The sequence below is a fragment of the Pseudomonas sp. TH32 genome (assembly GCF_016650855.1).
In the GTDB taxonomy this organism is placed as follows: Bacteria; Pseudomonadota; Gammaproteobacteria; order Pseudomonadales; family Pseudomonadaceae; genus Aquipseudomonas.
The window spans coordinates 4,540,137-4,559,447 of record NZ_JAEKFA010000002.1; the positions used below are offsets into that span (position 1 = coordinate 4,540,137).

The 19,311-nt window shown below is 61.8% G+C and carries 17 protein-coding genes, 1 tRNA gene and 2 pseudogenes; 7 read left to right on the plus strand and 13 right to left on the minus strand.

The features are described 5' to 3' along the window. Positions 1 to 11: 11 nt before the first annotated feature. Together pfkB and ptsP are read right to left on the minus strand one after the other, a co-directional pair. Positions 12 to 932, minus strand: a complete 921-nt coding sequence (gene pfkB / locus JFV30_RS24430; RefSeq protein ID WP_201125388.1) for a 1-phosphofructokinase — start codon at positions 930 to 932, stop codon at positions 12 to 14. After that, positions 933 to 3,791 (minus strand): phosphoenolpyruvate--protein phosphotransferase, encoded by a 2,859-nt coding sequence (gene ptsP / locus JFV30_RS24435; RefSeq protein WP_201125389.1) that lies wholly within the window; start codon positions 3,789 to 3,791, stop codon positions 933 to 935. Positions 3,792 to 4,084: 293 nt separating this feature from the next. Here ptsP and cra point away from each other — a divergent pair, with 293 nt between their 5' ends. Next, entirely contained in the window at positions 4,085 to 5,080 is a 996-nt protein-coding gene (gene cra / locus JFV30_RS24440) for a catabolite repressor/activator (protein ID WP_201125390.1), read from the plus strand. Positions 5,081 to 5,085: 5 nt separating this feature from the next. Further along, positions 5,086 to 5,862, plus strand: a complete 777-nt coding sequence (locus JFV30_RS24445; RefSeq protein WP_201125391.1) for a TatD family hydrolase — start codon at positions 5,086 to 5,088, stop codon at positions 5,860 to 5,862. Here JFV30_RS24445 and JFV30_RS24450 read toward each other — a convergent pair. The 6 genes and pseudogenes from JFV30_RS24450 to JFV30_RS24470 form a co-directional block, all read right to left on the minus strand. Further along, a complete protein-coding gene (locus tag JFV30_RS24450) occupies positions 5,809 to 6,240 on the minus strand; it encodes a hypothetical protein (RefSeq protein ID WP_201125392.1) in 432 nt (143 codons plus the stop codon). The two genes, JFV30_RS24445 and JFV30_RS24450, sit on opposite strands and share 54 nt — an antisense overlap. A 120-nt stretch (positions 6,241 to 6,360) precedes the next feature. Beyond that, a complete protein-coding gene (locus JFV30_RS33755; protein WP_446739880.1) occupies positions 6,361 to 7,290 on the minus strand; it encodes a methyl-accepting chemotaxis protein in 930 nt (309 codons plus the stop codon). Continuing rightward, positions 7,267 to 8,358: pseudogene (locus JFV30_RS33760) on the minus strand (methyl-accepting chemotaxis protein); the annotation flags it as partial. The pseudogene JFV30_RS33760 and the gene JFV30_RS33755, both read right to left, overlap by 24 nt. 187 nt (positions 8,359 to 8,545) lie before the next feature. Then, on the minus strand, positions 8,546 to 9,382 hold the full coding sequence (gene ampE / locus JFV30_RS24460) for a regulatory signaling modulator protein AmpE (protein WP_010175015.1): 837 nt from the start codon (positions 9,380 to 9,382) through the stop codon (positions 8,546 to 8,548). Beyond that, entirely contained in the window at positions 9,379 to 9,942 is a 564-nt protein-coding gene (gene ampD, locus JFV30_RS24465) for a 1,6-anhydro-N-acetylmuramyl-L-alanine amidase AmpD (RefSeq protein ID WP_201125394.1), read from the minus strand. Before ampD ends, ampE begins: the two co-directional genes overlap by 4 nt. A gap of 61 nt (positions 9,943 to 10,003) precedes the next feature. After that, positions 10,004 to 12,163 (minus strand): DUF1631 domain-containing protein, encoded by a 2,160-nt coding sequence (locus tag JFV30_RS24470; RefSeq protein ID WP_201125395.1) that lies wholly within the window; start codon positions 12,161 to 12,163, stop codon positions 10,004 to 10,006. Positions 12,164 to 12,445: 282 nt separating this feature from the next. Here JFV30_RS24470 and nadC point away from each other — a divergent pair, with 282 nt between their 5' ends. Next, the gene (gene nadC, locus JFV30_RS24475; protein WP_201125396.1) at positions 12,446 to 13,294 is read left to right on the plus strand and encodes a carboxylating nicotinate-nucleotide diphosphorylase; all 849 of its coding nucleotides are present in this window, start codon (positions 12,446 to 12,448) and stop codon (positions 13,292 to 13,294) included. 175 nt (positions 13,295 to 13,469) lie between these two features. On the opposite strand, the gene JFV30_RS24480 is transcribed toward nadC, so the two are convergent. The 4 genes from JFV30_RS24480 to JFV30_RS24495 form a co-directional block, all read right to left on the minus strand. Beyond that, on the minus strand, positions 13,470 to 13,775 hold the full coding sequence (locus JFV30_RS24480) for a DUF6388 family protein (RefSeq protein ID WP_010175007.1): 306 nt from the start codon (positions 13,773 to 13,775) through the stop codon (positions 13,470 to 13,472). Between the two features lie 136 nt (positions 13,776 to 13,911). Further along, a tRNA-Thr gene (locus JFV30_RS24485) sits at positions 13,912 to 13,984 on the minus strand. Between the two features lie 39 nt (positions 13,985 to 14,023). Continuing rightward, positions 14,024 to 15,433, minus strand: coding sequence for an O-antigen ligase family protein (locus JFV30_RS24490; protein WP_201125397.1), 1,410 nt, complete (start codon positions 15,431 to 15,433; stop codon positions 14,024 to 14,026). 86 nt (positions 15,434 to 15,519) lie between these two features. After that, positions 15,520 to 15,933 carry a pilin gene (locus JFV30_RS24495; protein WP_201126238.1) on the minus strand — a complete coding sequence of 138 codons (414 nt, stop codon included), beginning with the start codon at positions 15,931 to 15,933 and terminating at the stop codon, positions 15,520 to 15,522. 201 nt (positions 15,934 to 16,134) lie between these two features. Between JFV30_RS24495 and JFV30_RS24500 the strand changes: the two genes are divergently transcribed. The 4 genes and pseudogenes from JFV30_RS24500 (at position 16,135) to yacG (ending at position 19,034) form a co-directional block, all read left to right on the plus strand. Beyond that, positions 16,135 to 17,343: a type II secretion system F family protein gene (locus JFV30_RS24500; protein ID WP_201125398.1), complete on the plus strand. Its 1,209-nt coding sequence runs from the start codon at positions 16,135 to 16,137 to the stop codon at positions 17,341 to 17,343. Then, positions 17,340 to 18,217: pseudogene (locus tag JFV30_RS24505) on the plus strand (prepilin peptidase). The gene JFV30_RS24500 and the pseudogene JFV30_RS24505 overlap by 4 nt, the downstream one beginning before the upstream one ends. Further along, positions 18,214 to 18,837 carry a dephospho-CoA kinase gene (coaE, locus tag JFV30_RS24510; protein ID WP_010174998.1) on the plus strand — a complete coding sequence of 208 codons (624 nt, stop codon included), beginning with the start codon at positions 18,214 to 18,216 and terminating at the stop codon, positions 18,835 to 18,837. Before JFV30_RS24505 ends, coaE begins: the two are co-directional and overlap by 4 nt. Next, positions 18,834 to 19,034, plus strand: a complete 201-nt coding sequence (gene yacG / locus JFV30_RS24515; protein WP_010174995.1) for a DNA gyrase inhibitor YacG — start codon at positions 18,834 to 18,836, stop codon at positions 19,032 to 19,034. The genes coaE and yacG overlap by 4 nt, the downstream gene beginning before the upstream one ends. On the opposite strand, the gene JFV30_RS24520 is transcribed toward yacG, so the two are convergent. After that, a complete protein-coding gene (locus JFV30_RS24520; RefSeq protein ID WP_003215917.1) occupies positions 19,031 to 19,246 on the minus strand; it encodes a hypothetical protein in 216 nt (71 codons plus the stop codon). The genes yacG and JFV30_RS24520 overlap by 4 nt on opposite strands. Positions 19,247 to 19,311 lie beyond the last annotated feature (65 nt).

Consider the following 19,311-nt stretch of genomic DNA (forward strand, 5'->3'; position numbering starts at 1 on the left):
GACCAACCCTCTTATTGTTCTGTCAGCGGGCGCACGTGGACGCCGCTCTGCAAAGACTCAAGCTGTGCGTCGTCGGTGATGCCAAAGCCGATTTGCGTGACCGCCATCGCGGCGATTGCGGTGGCGCGACGCAGGGTGGTTTCGGGCACATCGAAGGTCAGCAAACCGTGGAGCATCCCGGCCAGCAATGAATCCCCGGCACCGACGGTGCTGGCGACGCTGACCTTGGGCGGCGTGGCGTGCAACGCCGTGCCGGGGCTATACCAGCTCACACCTGCGGCACCGTCGGAGACCACCACATGTTCCACACCCAGCTGGTGCAGCTCGCAGATTGCATCCGTGGAATGACCCAGGGCATCGGCCAATTCTTCAGTGTTGGGCTTGATCAACCAAGGGCCGGCATTCAGCCCGGCGCGCAAGGCTTCACCGCTGGTGTCCAGGGCGACTTTCAAACCAAGGTTTTTCAGTTGCTGCAGCAAGCCCTGGAACCACTGCGGGGTGATGCCACGAGGCAGGCTGCCAGCCACGACGACGGCGTCATACCCCGGAGCGATCCGCGCCAGTTGCTCAAGCAGTGCCTGTTGCGCCTGCTCGCTGACCACCGGGCCCGGTGCATTGACGTCCGTCACCCGGCCATCCTGTTCGGCGATCTTGATATTGCTGCGGGTTTCTCCCGGCACACGAATAAACGCATCGGTAAAACCGCGCCGCGCGATCAGCATCTCAAACGCTTGGGGATTGTCCTCGCCAAGAAAGCCGCCCACGGTCACCTGATGGCCAAGGTCGGCCAGCACCTGGGCGACGTTCACGCCCTTGCCGGCGGCATGGGTGATCATCGCTTCGCTGCGGTTGACCTCGCCCGGTTCCAGGCGCGCCAGGCGCACCGTCAGGTCCAACGCCGGGTTCAGCGTCAGGCTTAAAATCCTTGCCATTTACACGGCCTCCACAAGGGCTCGCACTTCGGCGGGGGAACCCACCGCCAGTGCTTTTTGCGCCAGGCCGCGGGCCTCGCTCAGACTGAATTCACGCACACGCGCCTTCACTTCGGGAATGCTGCGCGCCGAGACGCTCAGCTCATCCACACCCAGGCCGATCAGCACCGGAACCGCCAACGGATCGGCCGCCAACTCGCCGCACACGCCGACCCATTTGCCATGGGCATGGGCGGCGCGCACGGTGATGTCAATCAGTTGCAACACCGCCGGGTGCAGGCCATCCGCCTGGGCCGACAGCGTCGGGTGGCCACGGTCGATGGCCAGGGTGTACTGGGTCAGGTCGTTGGTGCCGACGCTGAAGAAGTCCACTTCCCTGGCCAGCACCGGCGCGAGCAAGGCGGCCGACGGCACTTCGATCATGATCCCCAGTTGCAGGTCAGCCACCGGGATTTCCAGGCGCAGGCGCTCGGTCATCTCACGGGCCTGGCGCCACTCGTCAACGCTGCCGACCATGGGGAACATGATGCGCAGCGGGCGGTTGTCCGCCGAGCGCAGCAGCGCGCGCAACTGCGCTTCCATGATCTGCGGGCGTTGCAGGGTCAGGCGAATGCCGCGCACGCCGAGGAACGGGTTTTCTTCCTTGGCGATCGGCCAGTAAGGCAGCGGTTTGTCGCCGCCCACATCAAGGGTACGTACCACCAGTGGCCGACCGCCGAGGCCGTCGAGCACGCGGCGGTATTCGGCTTCCTGGGTGGCTTCGTCGGGCGCCTGTTTGTGGGCCATGAAAATCAGCTCGGTGCGCAGCAGGCCGATGCCTTCGGCGCCCTGCTCCACCGCGCTGGCCACCCCGGCGCTTTCGCCGATATTGGCAAACACTTCGACGGCGTGGCCGTCGCGGGTCAGGGCCGGTTCATGACGTTGCGCGGCAGCGGCTTGCAGGCTTTGTTCGCGGGTGTCGCGTTCGACGGTGGCGCGCTGCAAGGTGGCAGCGTCGGCGTCGACATGCAGGCGGCCACGCTGGCCATCGAGCAATAGCGGCGTGCCGGACGCCAGTAGCAAGACGGCAGCGCCTGCGCCCACCAGCGCGGGAATCCCCAGGGCACGGGCGACGATGGCGCTATGGGCGGTGGCGCCGCCACGGGCAGTGAGGATGCCGGCGACGCGCACCGGGTCCAGGCGCGCCACATCCGATGGGCCGACTTCGTCCATCACCAAAATGTAGGGTTCATCGGGCTCCTGGGCAGTTTCGACGCCGCACAGTTGAGCCAGGACGCGGCGGCCAATGTCACGCAGATCGGCAGCGCGCTCGGCGAGCAAGGCGTCCTGCAGCGATTCCTGCTGTTTGGCGGCGGCTTCGATCACACTCATCCAGGCCGCTTCGGCGCTTTCGCCTTGCCTGAGACGGGTCTCGACTTCGTCGGTCAGTTCCGGGTCGTCGAGCATCTCCTGGTGGGTGATGAAAATCTCGCGGATGGCCTTGGATTTGCTGCGTTCGATCAGGCCCTGGATATCCTGACGCACGTCGGTCAACGCGGCGTGCAGGCGTTGGCGCTCGATCACCGGCGACTCGCCGCGCAGCGGGTACTCGAACGGTTGCAGCACCTGGATATGCGCCGGGCCAATCGCAATGCCGGGGGCGGCGGCGATGGCCTGGATCAGGCTGCCGGACACTGGCGCGCTGATCACCGGTTCGATGTCGACCACAGCCTGTTGAGCGCTGACCGCCGGCAGTGGCTCGATTTCTTCGCCCAGGCCTTCTTCCACCGCCGCCAACAAGGCCGGCAAGGCGTCACCGGCAATGCCCGGTTCCGCGACAAACTCCAGCACCTGACCACGACGGGCGCCGAGGCTCAGCAGCTTGCTCAGGCTTTTTACCGACACCGCGCTGACGTCGCCATCAACGATGCGCACACGAATTTCACCGTCAAAGCTTTTTGCCAACTGCGCGAGGATCTTCGCGGGGCGTGCGTGCAGGCCATGGGCGTTGGCCAGGGCGATGCGCACGCTTGGCCAGTCGGCCGGCAACTCACCGCCGAGCACTTCCAGCACGGCGCGGCTGCTGGTGGCGCGCCCGAGCTCCTGGCCACGGCCTTCGATCAGCAAGGCGCACAGGCGTTCGAGCAGGGTCTGGTGGGCCTCACCGAGGCTGGCCAGGCAGAACAGGCCGCTCAAGGGCTGGCCCAGGTAACGCATGGGTTTGTCCGGGGTGACGAAGGCCAGGCCGGGGCGCTTGACCGTCTGCTCGCTGTGCAGCCACCAGAGGCCATCGCCCAGGGGCAGCGCGTCGACTTGTTGCAGCACGGCGGCAAAGCCATTGCTCACGCAATCGGCCTGGCGCAGCAGGCGTGCGCCTCTCCAGACAAGCTCTTCGAAATCGTCTGCCGACACACCCAGGCCGATCATCTGTGCGTCCAGCGCCAGCTCCTGCGGCGCACCTTGCAGCAGTTTCAGCAGGGCTTCGGCGGAGCTGGCGCGGCGCAGGGCCTGGCCCAGGTCGGTCTCGCCGAGGGCGCGGGTCAGCAGTTGCAGCAGGCGCAGGTGTTCGTCGGATTTGGCGGCAATGCCGATCGCCAGGTAGACGATCTGGCCATCGCCCCAATCCACACCTTCGGGAAATTGCAGCAGGCGCACGCCGGTGGCAAACACTTGGTCGCGTGTTTCGGGGGTGCCATGGGGGATGGCGATGCCTTGGCCGAGAAAGGTCGAGCCTTGGGCTTCACGCGCTTGCAAGCCACTGAGGTAACCCTCGGCGACCAGGCCATCGGCCACCAGTTTTTCAGCGAGCAGTTGCAAGGCAGCAGACTTATCCACAGCCGTCTGGCCCATGGATATCTGCTCGTAGGTGAGCTCAAGCATGCCGTTCTCCTAGTTAGTGCGGCGGGCGCACTAGGTATTATTTTGAATAAATCAGTGCAAAGGCGTTCGAATAAATTGACTGAGTGGTCAGTTGGCAGGACCACGTTCGTCGCGATAATCGTAAAAATACGCTTGCTGAAACGTTTAATCTAGAATTTATGGCAGGTTACGCGTTAATTACGCATGATTGAAGAGCCACTCGGCTGTTGAGTTGCGACAATGGTCGGCTGCAGTAATCGGTTACGATTGGACAAAATGTCGGGGCAAGCTCTAAAAAACAAGGAAATCCCGGTTTGAAACTCAGTGATATCGCGCGCATTGCCGGTGTGTCTGTGACCACCGCCAGCTACGTCATCAATGGCAAGGCCGAACAGCAACGGATCAGCAGCGCAACCGTCGAACGGGTGCGCGCCGTGGTTGAAGAACATGGCTTTACGCCCAATCCCCAGGCCGCCGGGCTGCGCAGCCGGCACACCCGTACCCTGGGTTTTATCCTGCCGGACCTGGAAAACCCCAGTTACGCTCGTATTGCCAAGCTGCTGGAGCAAGGCGCCCGGGCGCGCGGCTATCAACTGCTGATCGCCAGCTCCGACGACGACGCCGACAGCGAACGGCAATTGCTGCAACTGTTCCGCGCCCGCCGTTGCGATGCGCTGTTTGTTGCCAGTTGCCTGCCGGCCAGCGACGACAGCTACCGCGAGCTGCAAGCCAAGGGCCTGCCGGTCATCGCCATCGACCGGGTCATGGAGTCTACGCAGTTTTGCTCGGTGGTCAGTGATGATCGCCAGGCCTGCCAACAGTTGACCAGCAGCCTGCTGCAACCGCTGCCCAAGCAGATCGTGTTGATCGGTGCGCGGCCAGAGCTGAGCATCAGCCAGGAACGTGCCGCCGGCTTCAAGGAAGCGCTGAAAGACTTCAGCGGTGAAGTGCTGATCGAACAGGGCGAGGCCTTCAGTCGCGACTGTGGCCGACAGTTGATGGAGCAATTGCTGCAAAGCCTGGGGCATTTGCCTGACGCACTGGTGACGACGTCCTACGTCCTGCTGCAAGGGGTGTTTGACGCACTGCATGACTTCCCGCTCAAATCCCGCCCTCTGCGCCTGGGTACATTTGGCGACACCCAGTTGCTGGATTTCCTGCCGCTGCCGGTGAATGCCATGGCCCAGCAGCATCAATTGATCGCCGACACCGCGCTGCGCCTGGCACTGGCGGCCATTGAAGAGCAGCACTACCAGCCTGGCGTACATGCCATCGGCCGCACGTTCAAGCAGCGGATTCACTCGGAGTAAGCGGTGTGGAGCTGATCGACAGCCACACCCACCTGGATTTTCCGGACTTCGACGCCGACCGCGGTGAAGTCCTGAGCCGCAGCCGCGAGTTGGGCGTGCGCAGGCTGGTGGTGCTTGGGGTCTATCAGCAGAATTGGCAACGGCTGTGGGACCTGGTGCAAACAGACGCGGGTCTGTTCGCCGCGTTCGGCCTGCACCCGGTGTACCTCGATGACCATCGCCCCGCCGACCTGACGGAACTGGGCGACTGGCTGACCCGTCTGAACGGCCACCGGCAGCTGTGTGCGGTGGGCGAAATCGGCCTGGATTATTTCCTCGAACAGCTGGACCGCGAACGTCAGCAAGTGCTGTTTGAAGCACAGCTGAAGCTGGCGGTGGATTTCCAGCTACCGGCGCTGCTGCATGTACGCCGCAGCCACGCCGCCGTGATCGCCACGCTCAAGCGCATTCGCCTGCCTCGGGGCGGCATCATTCACGCGTTTGCCGGCAGCCATGAAGAGGCCCGCGAGTACATCAAGCTCGGTTTCAAACTGGGCCTGGGCGGCGCGGCGACCTGGCCCCAGGCCCTGCGCATGCACAAGGTGATTGCACGCTTGCCGCTGGAAGCCGTGGTGCTGGAAACCGACTCACCGGACATGGCGCCCGTGATGTACCCCGGCCAGCGCAACAGCCCCGAACACCTGCCGGACATCTGTGCCGCACTGGCGGAGCGCATGGGCATCAGCCCTTCAGTGTTGGCTGAGGCGAGCACTCGCAATGCCTGCGAGCTGTTCAATTGGTAGGCGTTTTACCTCACGCAGTGTCAGGGTCATGCGCTGCCGGTGACGGGCATAGCGCAACGTCATGAAGTAAATCAGTACCGCCATCAGCGAGACGTTGAGCTGCCCGGCCACACTGATCAGCCCTATCCACTCGGCGACCAGCGCCACCAGCAGCGCCGCGCTGGTCAGCACGATCATGCTCGGACGCAGCAGGCCAAGATTGTCCAGGGACTTGAACTGCTTCAACTGTTTGGGGCAACTCGGCTCCACACCTTTGTGGCAGTACGGGCATTCAAAGGGTTCGTTGATGGCAATGGCGTTGAGTTGCCAGGGCTTGAGCTCAAAGGACACCTTGCACAGAACGCAATGCCCTCTGACGCCGACAATGGCAGCGGTCATAACCGAACCTCCGCGAAAATGGATGGCACAAATTCTCGCCCATTTTGGCAGCCGGAAAAGATCAACGCCAAAAACAAGACAAGTGCCACGCCACCTACGAAGAAATCCTACAGCCAAACCTCACACCCGAAACGCACCGATCAACTGCTTCAGCTCGATCACTTGCAACGACAATTGCCGGCTGGCCTCTTCGGTCTGGTGTGCGCCCTGCGCTGCGTGTTCACCGGCACGGTTGATTTCGACGATGTTCTGGTCGATGTCGTGGGCCACGGCGGTCTGCTGCTCGACAGCGGCGGCAATCTGCTGGTTCTGATCAACGATCATGCCCACGGCACCGAGGATATTCTCCAGGGCCTGCTGGACTTTTTCCGACTGCCCCACCGTGCCATTGGCCATCTCGTGGCTGGTGCCCATGGCCTTCACGGCTGCGCCGACGCCGCTGTGAAGCTTGGCGATCATCTGCTCGATTTCTTCGGTGGAGTGCTGGGTGCGCCGGGCCAGGGTGCGCACCTCATCGGCCACCACGGCGAAACCGCGCCCTTGCTCGCCGGCGCGCGCAGCTTCAATGGCGGCATTCAACGCCAACAGATTGGTTTGTTCGGCGATGCTCTTGATCACTTCCAGCACGCGGCTGATGGACTGGCTGTCGAGGGCCAACTGGTTGATCACTCGCACCGATTGATCGATCTCCGAAGCCAATGCCGCAATGCTGCCTTGCTGGGATTGCACCAGGCTGCGGCCGCTGACGGTTTCATCGTTGACGCTGTGAGCGCTGCTGACCGCCGCCGCCGCGCTGCGCGCCACTTCCTGGGCGGTGGACGACATCTGGTTCATGGCGGTCGCCACTTGTTCGATCTGGCTGCGCTGGCCGGACACGGCCTGGTTGCTGCTGGCCGAGACCGACTCCACTTGCCCGGCCTGGTGTTCGACCTGGTTGACGGTGTGCCCTACCCGCTCGATCAAATCATGGATTTTGGCCACGGTGCCGTTGAACACCTGGCCCAAGTCCCCCAGTTCGTCGCGGCTGTGGGCGACGAACGTCACGGTCATGTCGCCCGCTGCCACCTTGTCCATCATCGCTCCGAGACGGCGCAGGGTGGTGCGGGTGGACGCGTAGAAGCCGGCGTACAGGTAGAAGATCAGCAAAAACACCGACGCCAGGGCCGCGACCAATCCGATCATGTGCGTGCGGTTTTCTGACAGGCGCTGCTCCAGTTGTTGTTCGAGAAACGTCAGGGTGGCTTCGTCTAGCTGATAGGTCTTGGCCATCAATGCACTGACTTCGTCGTAGAAACCTTGCCATGGGGCGTCGAGGGTTTCGGCCATCACCACCTGTTCTTCGAACACCTCGCTGCCTTGCTTGAGGCTGGCCCGGCTCGCGTCCGCCAGGCTCGCCAGTGCTGCGTGGGCGGGCTGACTGGCGCCGAGGGCGTCTTGCAGTTTCAGGCCGTATTCGGCCTGGAGCTTTTCCAATTGCTGCAGCAATTCATCAAAGCGGGTGCTGGAAGATGAGTTGAGAAAGCCCTGGCCCAACGAATACGCGCCCATCGCCCGGCCTTCGCCCAGGGTTTGAGTGACTTGCGGGGTGACGCTGGTGATCAGTTCGCTGAGTTGACGCAGATCGCCCTGGGGGTCGCGGCTCAAGCCCGACTGGCTGGCGATGATCTGGCTGAGCATCTGCGCCTTGTTGAGCAGTTTGCCGATCAGCGCGCTTTTGCTGAGCAGCGAGGCTTCCTGTTGTTGGGCCTTGAAGGCGGCGACCATTTCATCGCGCTTGGCGTCGAAGGCGGCGGCCTGCTCGGGGTCGGTGGACAGGGCGTGAAAGCTTTGCAGGCGCTGCAGCAGGCTCTGTTCGAGGGCGCCGATCTTGCTTTCGATATCGCCGGCCTTGCCTGACTGACCGAGGGTTGCGTTGATCTGCACCTGGTTGTTCAGGGTCTCCAGGTCGCGGCGCAGGGCCAGGCTGCTGGTCAGCAGGTCGAGGCTTTGCAACTCGACGCGGGTGCCCTGGAATTCACGCCAGGAGTCGCGCACCAGGTAATAGTTGGTGGCCAGCATGGGCAACAGGAACAGCACGCTGATAAGGCTGAACTTCATGCCGAAGGTCAGGCGGTTCATGAACGCGACGGCGGGATAGAGCAAGCTCTTCACAGGTGAACTCCCTTTTCTTTTATTTTTATTGAGGGCGCAGGGCGGCGGCAGATAGCCACTATTTGGCGCTCTGTCTGTATAGCTCAATTCGAAAAGGAGGTTTGTAACTTAAGGTTAACGGCAGGCGCGAGTGGCTCGCGCCTGCCGATGCCGATCAGGGCAGGACGGTCCAGATGGCGAAGCCGGCGTACCACAGTACGGCGGCGCGCAGCAGCAATTCCCAGATTCGATCCAGGCTGTTGATACCCTCGGGCCCCACCACCGGCGGCGGGATTTCAGCGGCCACCAGGCCGACCTTGTCCACCAGTTGCGCCGCTGTGATGTCCCAGCTCAGCAGCTCATGCAGCATCACCCGGCCGACCGCCACAAAGTTGCCCACCAGGGCAAAGCTCGCCGCCAGCAGGCGTACCGGCAACCAGTCGAACGCGTGGCGCAATTGCCCGGCGCGCTCGGCCACCAGCGGGTTCTGGCTGTTCTCGGTCGCCAGCGCCAGCAGCCGGTAGGCCAGGGCCGCCACCGGGCCGAGGAGGAAATACCAGAAAATCACCGCGAAGAAACTTTGGTAGGCCTGCCACAGCAGATGGCCCTGGACCCTTTCCAGCAGCTGCTCCCCGCTGTCGGCGCTGATGCTCAAGTCGCGCTCGGCCACATGTTCGGCCGCTTGCAGGTCACCCCGGCGCCAGGCATCCCGAAACGGTCCCAACCCGGCCAATAGATCGCCACGGCCCAGGCTGTAGATCACCACCAGCAAGTGCACCGGCAGCGCCAACAGCCCATACGCCACTGGCTCCAGCACCAGCAGTAACAGCGCGAGCAAGGCCACCGGCAACAGCACCAGCAGCGCGAGGATCAGCCAGGGCTGTTTGCCGAGGCTGGCGCTCGATTCCAGCTTGGCCAGTTCCCGCAGCCAACCGCCATCACGTTGAATACGCTGGCGCAGGGCCGAGAATTTCTCGATCCATACCGCCAGCACCAACACCAGAAAACTCATCGTGCGTGTCCTCCATCCTGCAAGGCGCTGCGAAAGCGCGCCCAATCAAAAGCGGGTCCGGGGTCGGTCTTGCGTCCCGGGGCGATATCGCTATGGCCACAAATGCGCTGGCGGGTAATGCCCGGGTACGCCGCCAGCAACTGGCGCGTCAGGGTGATCAGGGATTGATACTGGGCATCGGTGAAAGGCAGGTCGTCAGTGCCTTCCAGCTCGATCCCCAGGGAAAAGTCGTTACACGTCTCACGCCCCTCGAAGCTTGATACACCGGCATGCCAGGCCCGGTCCCGGCACGAGACAAACTGCGTCACCGCGCCATCACGCTCAATCAGAAAATGCGCAGAAACCCGTAGGTCAGCAATGCCTTCAAAGTAGGGATGTTCCGTGACATCCAGACGATTCTGGAAAAACTCGTGCACCTTGCCGGTGGCGAATTGCGCAGGCGGCAGGCTGATGTTGTGCACCACCAACAGGGAAATCTCGCCACCGGGGCGCTCGTTGAAGTTGGGCGAGGGGCAATGACGAATGCCCTGGCACCAACCGCTGGCGGGGTCCAACTGCATACAGGTTCCTTGAACGAGGCTGGGGTGACTCAGTATGCCGCGTTCCACTGCCCGGTTGCGATCACTTGGCGCGATGAAGTTGACGCAGGTTGCCAATCACCGAGGCCAGGGCCCGGTCGAACAGCAGTGCATCATCCAGGGTTCGCACCGCGCCGCGCTTGAACTCCAACGCCAGTTCGACCGGGCTTTTTTCCAGAACCTTGAGGCCGGTTCGATTGACAAAAATGCAGGTATCGCCCGGCGCAATAATCGCCGTCAGCTTGCAGCGCAGAGTGTTTTCAGGGTCTTCCTGGAACTCGACCCAGCAACCGACGCGCAATTGACGGGCCTTGAGCAGGTCGGGATCATCTTCCGGCAGGCTCACCGTAATAGCAGGTGCTGCAGGGCTGAGGACGAACGCCTCGCGCACCTCGATCTGCGACACCGACGGCGGGTCGTCGGCATTGCCCCGGAATGACTGGACATGCAGGGTTTGCAACCGGGTGAAAAATTCCCGGGTGATGAAGGGGTCAAACGCCGCGCCGCTCAAGCCGTCGCGCAAGGCCTTGAGCAGGCCTGGCAACTGCTCCAGCAAGTGCCGGCCGGCTTCGGTGTCTTCGCTCAGGCCGACACTCCAGATCAACTCGTCCATGGTGCGCAGCCCGGCCGCCCATTGCGGCGAGTGTTCGCCATGCTTCAGGCAGGCCAGCAACAGCACCTGGCTCCAGGCCTGCTGCAGGAACTGCACCACGACCTCGGGCAGCACTTTGCCCAGCAGCCGCTGATTGAGCGCCTCGGCCACTCGCTGACGGGCGATTTCGGTACGGGCGCGCCCTTCTTCCGCATCACGGGTGCGTTGCTCCAGCAACTCGCTGCGGCGCCGCTCGTCATGGGTAAACGCGGTGAACTCCGTCAGTAGTTGGGAAAAAATCGCCGGGTCATCGACAAAATCGTTCAACAACCGCTGCACCACTTGCTCGATGTGCAGGTACAGGCTGTCGCGCTGATAGTCATCGCGCCGGCTCCAGCCCATGGCTGCTGCGGCGATTTCATTGAGCAGGCGTCGCGCCGGGTGATTGGCGCGACTGAAGAAGCTCTTGTCCAGCACCGCCACCTTCAGCATCGGAATCTGCAGCCGGGCGATCAACGCCTTGAGGGACTCGGGCACCGTGCCGTCATTGAGGATGAACTCGAAGAGCATGGCGATCAGGTTGATCACATCCTCGTCAGCGTCCTCCACCACCCGCGACTTGCCACTCTTGACGCTGACCCGGGTGAGCAGTTGTTCAAGCTGGTTGCGCAGGTCGAAATCATCCTCGACCTCGGGCGCAGGCACATATTGCTGCAAATGGGAGAGCAGGCGCAGCAGGTCACGGGTGGAAATGGGCTGGGTCTCGGCGCTGGCCTCAAGGGTGGGCGCCACACTGCCGCGCACCGCAGACAGCAACTCCTGCAAGGCCGCGAAGACTTCCTGCCCGCTGTCGTCGGCGGGATGGCTGGCGATGGGCGGGGCGTCTTCGGGCAAATCCACGGTGGCAATGGCGCGGCGTGACGGCACGGCCTTGAGTTCAGGCAATACGCCGGTGGCGATCAATAATTGATTGGCTTCGCCGTATAACAGATCGGCGTCACTGAGCACGTACTTTTCAAACAGCTTGAGAATGATCAGCTTGACCCGGATTTCCACGCCAAGGCTGCGCCCTGCCTGCAGAAAGAACGCGCACAACATCGCCGGGCCCAGGGGGTTATCCCGATCATCCAGGCGTTTGTCGAGCAACGCGCCCAGTCGGGCCGTCAACTGCCCCAGGGCCAGGCCGTCCCGGCGCAGCACCTTGCCCAGCATGGCCTCCAGAGCGACGGCTTTTTCCAGTTCGTCACCCGAGACACCGGGCACCGCCGTGTAGGACACCACCGGAATCAGTTGCAGCTCGCCGCGCTCCACATTGCCAAGGTTGGCAAACGCCTCGTAGAGCTGCTCCATGAAACCGCGCTCGAAATTCTTGCGCTTGAGGCGCAGATCGCGCATGGCTTCAAAGAAAATACCGTGGTCGACGTTGCTGCGGGTCTTGTCGGCCATTTCGAACAGGGTGTCGTCAGCGTTATCAAACAGCTCCTGCAACCCCTGTTTGAGCTGCTGTGCCGCCTTGTCACGGACCTGGAGCAACACCACCGGCAGGCGGGCAAGCGGCGACGGCGTCGCCCGTGCCTTATTGATCGGCACCACCTTCCCGTCATTGTGCATCCTGGCCTCCTGAAACGGCGGTATTCGATGTTGTGAAAGATCGGTGCAGTCACGGAGCAAAACGCCCCGGAGCACTGCGAAAATCGGACTATCACTGTGACGTCAAAGCTATGACGCCAATTGCAAGGCGCGAGATTATCTTGCAAATGGGGGTTGTTGCGCCAGCAAACTCTGTGACTGCCGTGTAAATGAGCACCGCAAGCCGCGTCAGTGGCACCTGCTGCCTTGGGTTAACGCCCGCCCTGCCCCTATAATCCAGGCACTTTGTTTGTGGAGCCTGTTATGCCCAATCTTCGTCTAGCCGACCTGACCGCCGAAATCGAAGCCAACGTGCGTCGCGCATTGCTGGAAGACATCGGCAGTGGGGATATCACCGCACAACTGATCCCGGCCGAACGCCTGGCCAAGGCCACGATCATCACCCGCGATGCCGCCGTTATCAGCGGCACAGCCTGGGTGGAAGCGGTGTTTCGCCAGCTGGACCCGCGCGTTGCCGTGCATTGGCAGGTGCGCGACGGCGAGCGCGTCAGCCCGAACCAGGTGCTGTTTCACCTGGAAGGCCCGGCCCGATCGCTGCTCAGTGGCGAACGTTGCGCGCTGAATTTTCTGCAACTGCTGTCAGGCGTTGCCACCCGCGCCCAGTATTTGGCGGACTTTGTCGCGTCTACCCAGGTCAAGCTGCTGGACACCCGCAAGACCCTGCCCGGCCTGCGCCTGGCGCAGAAGTACGCGGTGACCTGCGGCGGTTGCCACAACCATCGCATCGGCCTGTATGACGCGTTCCTGATCAAGGAAAACCACATCGCGGCCTGCGGTGGCATTGCCCAGGCCATCACTGCCGCCCACAAGATCGCCCCGGGCAAGCCGGTGGAAATTGAAGTGGAAAGCCTGGAGGAATTGCGCGAAGCATTGGCGGCGGGCGCCGACATCATCATGCTGGATGAACTGAGCCTGGATGACATGCGCGAAGCAGTGCGCCTGAACGGCGGCACAGCCAAGCTGGAAGCCAGTGGGGGGATTAACGAAAGCACCCTGCTGCCCATCGCTGAAACCGGTGTGGACTACATCTCCATCGGAGCGATGACCAAGGATGTGAAGGCGGTGGATTTGTCGATGCGGCTGAGTCTGTAAAGTAACCCGCAGGAGCACACCTATGTGGCGAGGGGGCTTGTCCCCGCTGGGCTGCGCAGCAGCCCCAAGAGATCGCCGCATTCTGCCAGCAAGAACTGGGGAGCAGGTTTAAGGGCTGCTTCGCAGCCCAACGGGGGACAAGCCCCCTCACCACAAAAGCTCGCTCGGTTACGTGTCAGATCGCGAGGTTATTCATCCCGCAATACTCATTCCAGTCGACACCCAGCACCTCGGCGGCCTCCTTGTGCAACGCCAGGCGCGCAGCCTCGAACTCTTCGGGGGTGGAGGTGTACTTCAGGGTCAGTTCCCATGGCTGCAAGCCCTGGGCCTCGGCCTCATCCTCAAATGACCATTGGATCTGGTCCCTTTGATCATCGGCGCTCAGGTCCTTGATCTCATCCAGCAGTTCCGGCGACTCCGCGACGTACTTTTTGAGGGCTGCTTCGTGCCGCGCTTCCTGGGTCATTTCTTGTGTGGTCATGTCGTTCTCTTAGATCGAGGAATGGGGATGCATCTGGGTCATCAAGGTCGCGCAGATACAAAAGAACAGGCATGAATACCGGTTCGTCTGGCCTTCAGAACCATTCTGGGATCATCTGAAAACTGTGTTGCCTTTTTGCCCGAGACAGGAATCGAACCTGCGACCTTCGCGTTACGAGTGCGCTGCTCTACCGGCTGAGCTACACGGGCGGTGGGCTAAAGCTAGCACTGCCTTGGACGTCCGGCAACTCACTGCTTTTCGAGGGCAATCACACCCTGCACCCAGAAGCGTGGCTGCAGGTGACCGTTGCTCAGGGTCATGTAGTGCTCGCTACGCTCCGTGAGGCGGGGCACATCACGAATCGCGACAAACACCAGCAAGCCGACGGCCACGATACTCGCCGCGATCCAGGTCTTGTACAAGATCGGCGCCGGGGCGACCGGTGGAGCTCGCCACACATGCAACGCCATCAGCCATCCGGCCACCAGCGCCAGCCAGAGTTGCGAAACCGGCATCACGATCACCCCATCCACCTGGGCCTGGGTCAGCGCACCAATCAGCGAGGCAAACAGGCACAGCCGCAGCAGATCCACGGGCGCCAACGACAACGCACGTTCACGCAGTACGCCCACGGTTGCCCAACCCGCCCACGCAACCAGCGCGATCACACACAGCGTGGACGGAACCCCCCATTCACTGGCCCACTGCAGAATGGCCTGGTGAGGGTGAGCGGCAATGTCGTTGGCAATATCGGCGAAATGCATCGGCCCGAAGCCCAGCCAGGGACGCTCAAGAATCATGTTCCAGGCCTGCCACCAGATGGGCCCACGCCCAGACAAGCTGGTCGTCAGGCGGTCTACGGCATCGTTATAAATCTCAATCCCCAAATGCCCTGCCAGCACGGTGAACACCAGCCAGTACAGTAACAAGCCGCACGCCAGCGCTGCCAATTGCCAGGCCAGCCAGCGGCGCCCCTGCGGCCCCAGGAACGCCAGAACGGAGCCAGCAACGCCGATACCCAGCCAGGTGCCGCGAGTACCACTACTGATCGCGATCAACCACCAGACACAGAGCAGCACAAACACCATCGCCCGCGCAGTACGCGAAGTCGTTGAAAGCAGCAAGGGAAGTGCCAGCAGCGGCAGGGTAAAGGTCTGGAACTGACCATAGAAGCGTTTGTTGGAAAACCCGGAAAACAGCAAATCGGTGTTTACCAACGCGTCACCGCTGGTAAAGGCGAGAATGACAACGTGAAGATATTGAACACTTTTGATCAGGCACAGCAGCAACACGAACAGAATCAGGACACGGTCCAGCGACTCATCACCGCTGCGCCTGACCCGGCTGAAAACAACGGCAATGGTGCCGCAACTGATGAGCAGCGCCAGTTCGATAAACGCCCAGAGTGGCTGATGAGCCAACACGGCGGAAGCCAGGCCCATCACCCCAACCAGCGCCACCCCGAGCGCTGTCGGCCTATCGACGCATTGCTTTGCCCGTGGTGAGCTAAGCCCATACACCACGGCACACAGCGCCACCGATATCTGCACCACACGTTGCCAGTCGTGGCTGCTGAAGGGCGCGCAAATCGCCAGCGTCAGCAAACACATAACCACCACAAGGAACGTGCTTCCCCGCTGCTGAACGGACAACGTCATCGGCAACCTCTACGTCCTTGTGGCGGATAGGGAGCGATTTACGCATACGCTCTCCATTGTTGCGTAAACAGTAGACGACCTTGCTATCAGGCGCCGCCGGAGGCACAACCCTTGGCAGCGAATGGGTCTTCTGCCGTGGTGGTGCACTTCCAGCCGGTCGTGGCGCTACGGGTCAAGGTGATGGTCTTGCCCAGGACCGGCGCGGGCGCATCGAGGATTTCGCAGGCAATCGTACCCGTGCCAGTGGCCACGTCGCCGGTCACGTCAATCTTGCAGTTGGCCGTGGGACTGGTCCCGCCAATCAACGCCAGGGTTGGCGGCGTGCCTTGGTTCAGCGTGTCTTCGAAACCCGCCTTCAGCGCGGAGATTTCAGCCAGCCCTGCGGTGAACTTGGCCTTGGCCTGGTGCTTGGTGTACATGGGCAGGCCGATGGTGGCCAAAATGCCGATGATCGCCACGACGATCAACAACTCGATCAAGGTAAAGCCTTTCTGACGCATCACATTCACTCTCCAGAATAAAACCTGTCGCAAGGCGCATCCTGCACCCCGTCTCGGTAACCGCGCCAGTGTACTCACCCCCGCGCAACCAATCCTGTACAAGACGCACAAACTGACATTTTTTCGCTCAAGACGCCCCTGCCCGAATCCGTCACCTGACTAAGCTATAAATCTTCCACTGTCTGTGTGCGGAACTGCGAAATGAATGATGTTTCAGCGATCTATGCCTGGGAAGGCGTCAACCGCAAAGGGCGCAAAGTGTCTGGGGAAACCAGCGGCCATAATCCTGCGTTGATCAAGGCCCTGTTGCGCCAACAAGGGATCAGCCCCGGGCGTATACGGAAAAAATTCACCGGCTGGCCGAGCCTTGCTGCGCCAATCAAGCCGCCAGAGATCGCCCTCTTCACCCGCCAACTGGCAACGCTGTTAAAGGCCGGCATCGCGCTTTTGCAGGCACTGGACATCATCACCGAAGGCGTCGACAACCCGCACCTGCGTGCCATGGTTCAGGGCTTGAAACAGGAGATCGCCGCCGGCAGCAGCCTGACCGCCGCCTTGCAGAAACAGCCACGTTACTTCGATGAGCTGTACTGCAACCTGATTGCAGCGGGTGAACAGGCGGGCGCACTCGAAGCACTGCTTGAACGGGTCGCCATTCACCTGGAAAAAAGCCAACAGTTGAAAGCAAAAATCAAAAAGGCCATGACCTATCCCACGACCGTTCTGGCAGTCGCCACCCTGGTCAGTGCGATCTTGCTGATTCACGTCGTGCCGCAGTTCCAGGGGCTGTTTGCCGGCGTCGATGCCGAGTTGCCGGGCTTTACCCTCGGGGTCATCAGCCTGTCGGAGTTCATGCGGCATAACGGCTGGGTGCTGATCCTGGTCGCGGGCACCAGTTTTGCGGGCCTGCGCAAAGCCTATCGCTCATCGACAGGCTTTCGTCACTGGCTCGATGCCAGTTTGTTGAAAGCACCCGTGGCAGGCACACTGCTGAAAAAATCGGCGGTCGCCCGCTACGCCCGCACGCTCTCGACGACCTTTGCTGCGGGCGTACCGCTGGTGCAAGCACTGGATTCAGTGGCAGGCGCCACGGGGAATGGGCTGTTCAAACAGGCAATCAATCGCATGCGCCACGACGTATCAACCGGAACCGAACTGAATGAATCCATGGCTGTCAGCGGCCTGTTTCCCGGCATGGCGATCCAGATGACCGCCATCGGCGAGGAGTCGGGCACGCTCGACCATATGCTGGAAAAAGTCGCCAGCCATTACGAGGCAGACGTCGATCACCTGGTGGACAACCTCACCAGCCTGATGGAGCCGCTGATCATGGTGGTACTGGGGGGCATCGTCGGGGCCTTGGTGCTCGCCATGTACCTGCCGATCTTCCAGCTCGGTACGGCCTTTTGAGCACGCCACTGACTGAAATCCTTGTTTATCAGCCCTGGGTGTTTGTATCAGGCGCACTGGTGCTGGGGCTTATTGTCGGCAGCTTTATCAACGTGCTGGTGTGGCGCCTGCCAAAGATGCTGGAGCGTGAATGGCGAGCCCAGGCCCATGAAGTCCTTGGCCTTCCCGCCGAGCCCGCTGCCGCCCCCTATAACCTGATGCGGCCCAACTCCTGCTGCCCGAACTGCAGCCACCCGATTCGTCCCCGGGAGAATATTCCGCTGGTCAGCTATTTACTGCTCAAAGGGCGCTGCTCAAGTTGCGATCACCCTATCGGCGCGCGGTACCCCTTCACCGAATTGGCGTGCGGGTTGATCTCTGCGGTTGTCGCCTGGCATTTCGGTTTTGGCTGGGCAGCCGGTGCGGTGATGGTGTTGAGCTGGGGACTGCTGGCGATGAGCCTGATCGATGCCGATCACCAACTGCTGCCGGACGCGCTGGTGCTGCCGCTGCTGTGGCTGGGGCTGATCCTCAACAGTGTTGGCGTTTTTGTGTCATTGCCCGATGCGCTCTGGGGGCGGTAGCCGGTTACATGAGCCTGTGGTCGGTGTTCTGGCTGTTCAAGCTGATCACCGGCAAGGACGGTATGGGTTACGGCGATTTCAAGCTGCTGGCAATGCTCGGCGCCTGGGGCGGCTGGCAAATCCTGCCGATGACGCTGTTGCTGTCATCCCTGGTGGGCGTGATGGGTGGCCTGGTTCTATTGCGCCTGCGCAAAGCCCAAGCCTCCACTCCAATGCCTTTTGGTCCGTATCTGGCAATTGCCGGCTGGATTGCATTGCTCTGGGGTGGTCAAATAACCGACTTCTATTTGCAGTCTGTCGGTTTCAGATGACCACTTCTGTTGCAACACCCTGGATTCTCGGCCTCACTGGCGGTATCGGCAGTGGCAAAAGCGCGGCAGCCGAACACTTCGTACGGCTTGGCGTGGACCTGATTGACGCCGACCACGCAGCGCGCTGGGTAGTCGAGCCCGGGCGCCCTGCCCTGGCGCAGATTGCCGAACATTTCGGTGCGAGCGTGCTGCAGCCTGACGGGCAACTGAACCGTGGGGCGTTGCGCAAGCTGATCTTCGAAGTGCCTGACGAGCGCCGTTGGCTGGAGGCGTTGCTGCACCCGCTGATCACCGAGGAGATTCGCAGCCACCTGGCGCGCGCCCAATCGCCGTACGCGATCCTGGTGTCACCGTTGCTGATCGAGTCCGGCCAGTACACCATGACCCAGCGCGTGCTGGTGATCGACGTGCCGCAATCGTTGCAGATTCAGCGTACCCTGCAGCGCGACGGCATCAGCGAAGAGCAGGTGCAGGCGATTCTCAAGGCCCAGGCCACCCGTGAAGACCGCCTGCGCCACGCCGATGACGTGCTGGTCAATGACCAGGACCTGGCCCGGCTGCATGCCGAGGTCGAGCGACTGCACCACTTTTACCTTACTTTGCGTGGAGGCCGATCATGAGCCAACCCTTGACCGTCGAATGCCCAACCTGCGGTGCACCCGTGGAATGGAAAGCGACCAACCCCAACCGCCCGTTTTGCTCGGACCGCTGCAAACTGATCGATCTGGGCGCCTGGGCGTCGGAAGAACACAAGATCCCGGTCAGCCCGGACGCCGAAGACGAACTGTTCTCCGAAGACTTTCAGCCCAAACACTAAGGCCGCATAAAGCCATAGTCCTGCTGGTCGTCGAGATTCTCTGCAAGGTATTGCAGCTCGTCGGCCAGGTCTTCAAAACTGCGCACGCCCTTGCTCTGCTGCACCACCGCACTGAGCATGGCCCGCAGGGTCAAGCCCGGGTCAAAGCCGATTTCCTGCGCCGCGTCCTGGCTTCTGCGTAACTCCTGCCGCGCCCACTCGTACACACTCATGATTCCGTGCTCCTGGAAATTTTGCAGAGCATGCGACCACTTGCGCGTGCAGGATTTGACCTGGA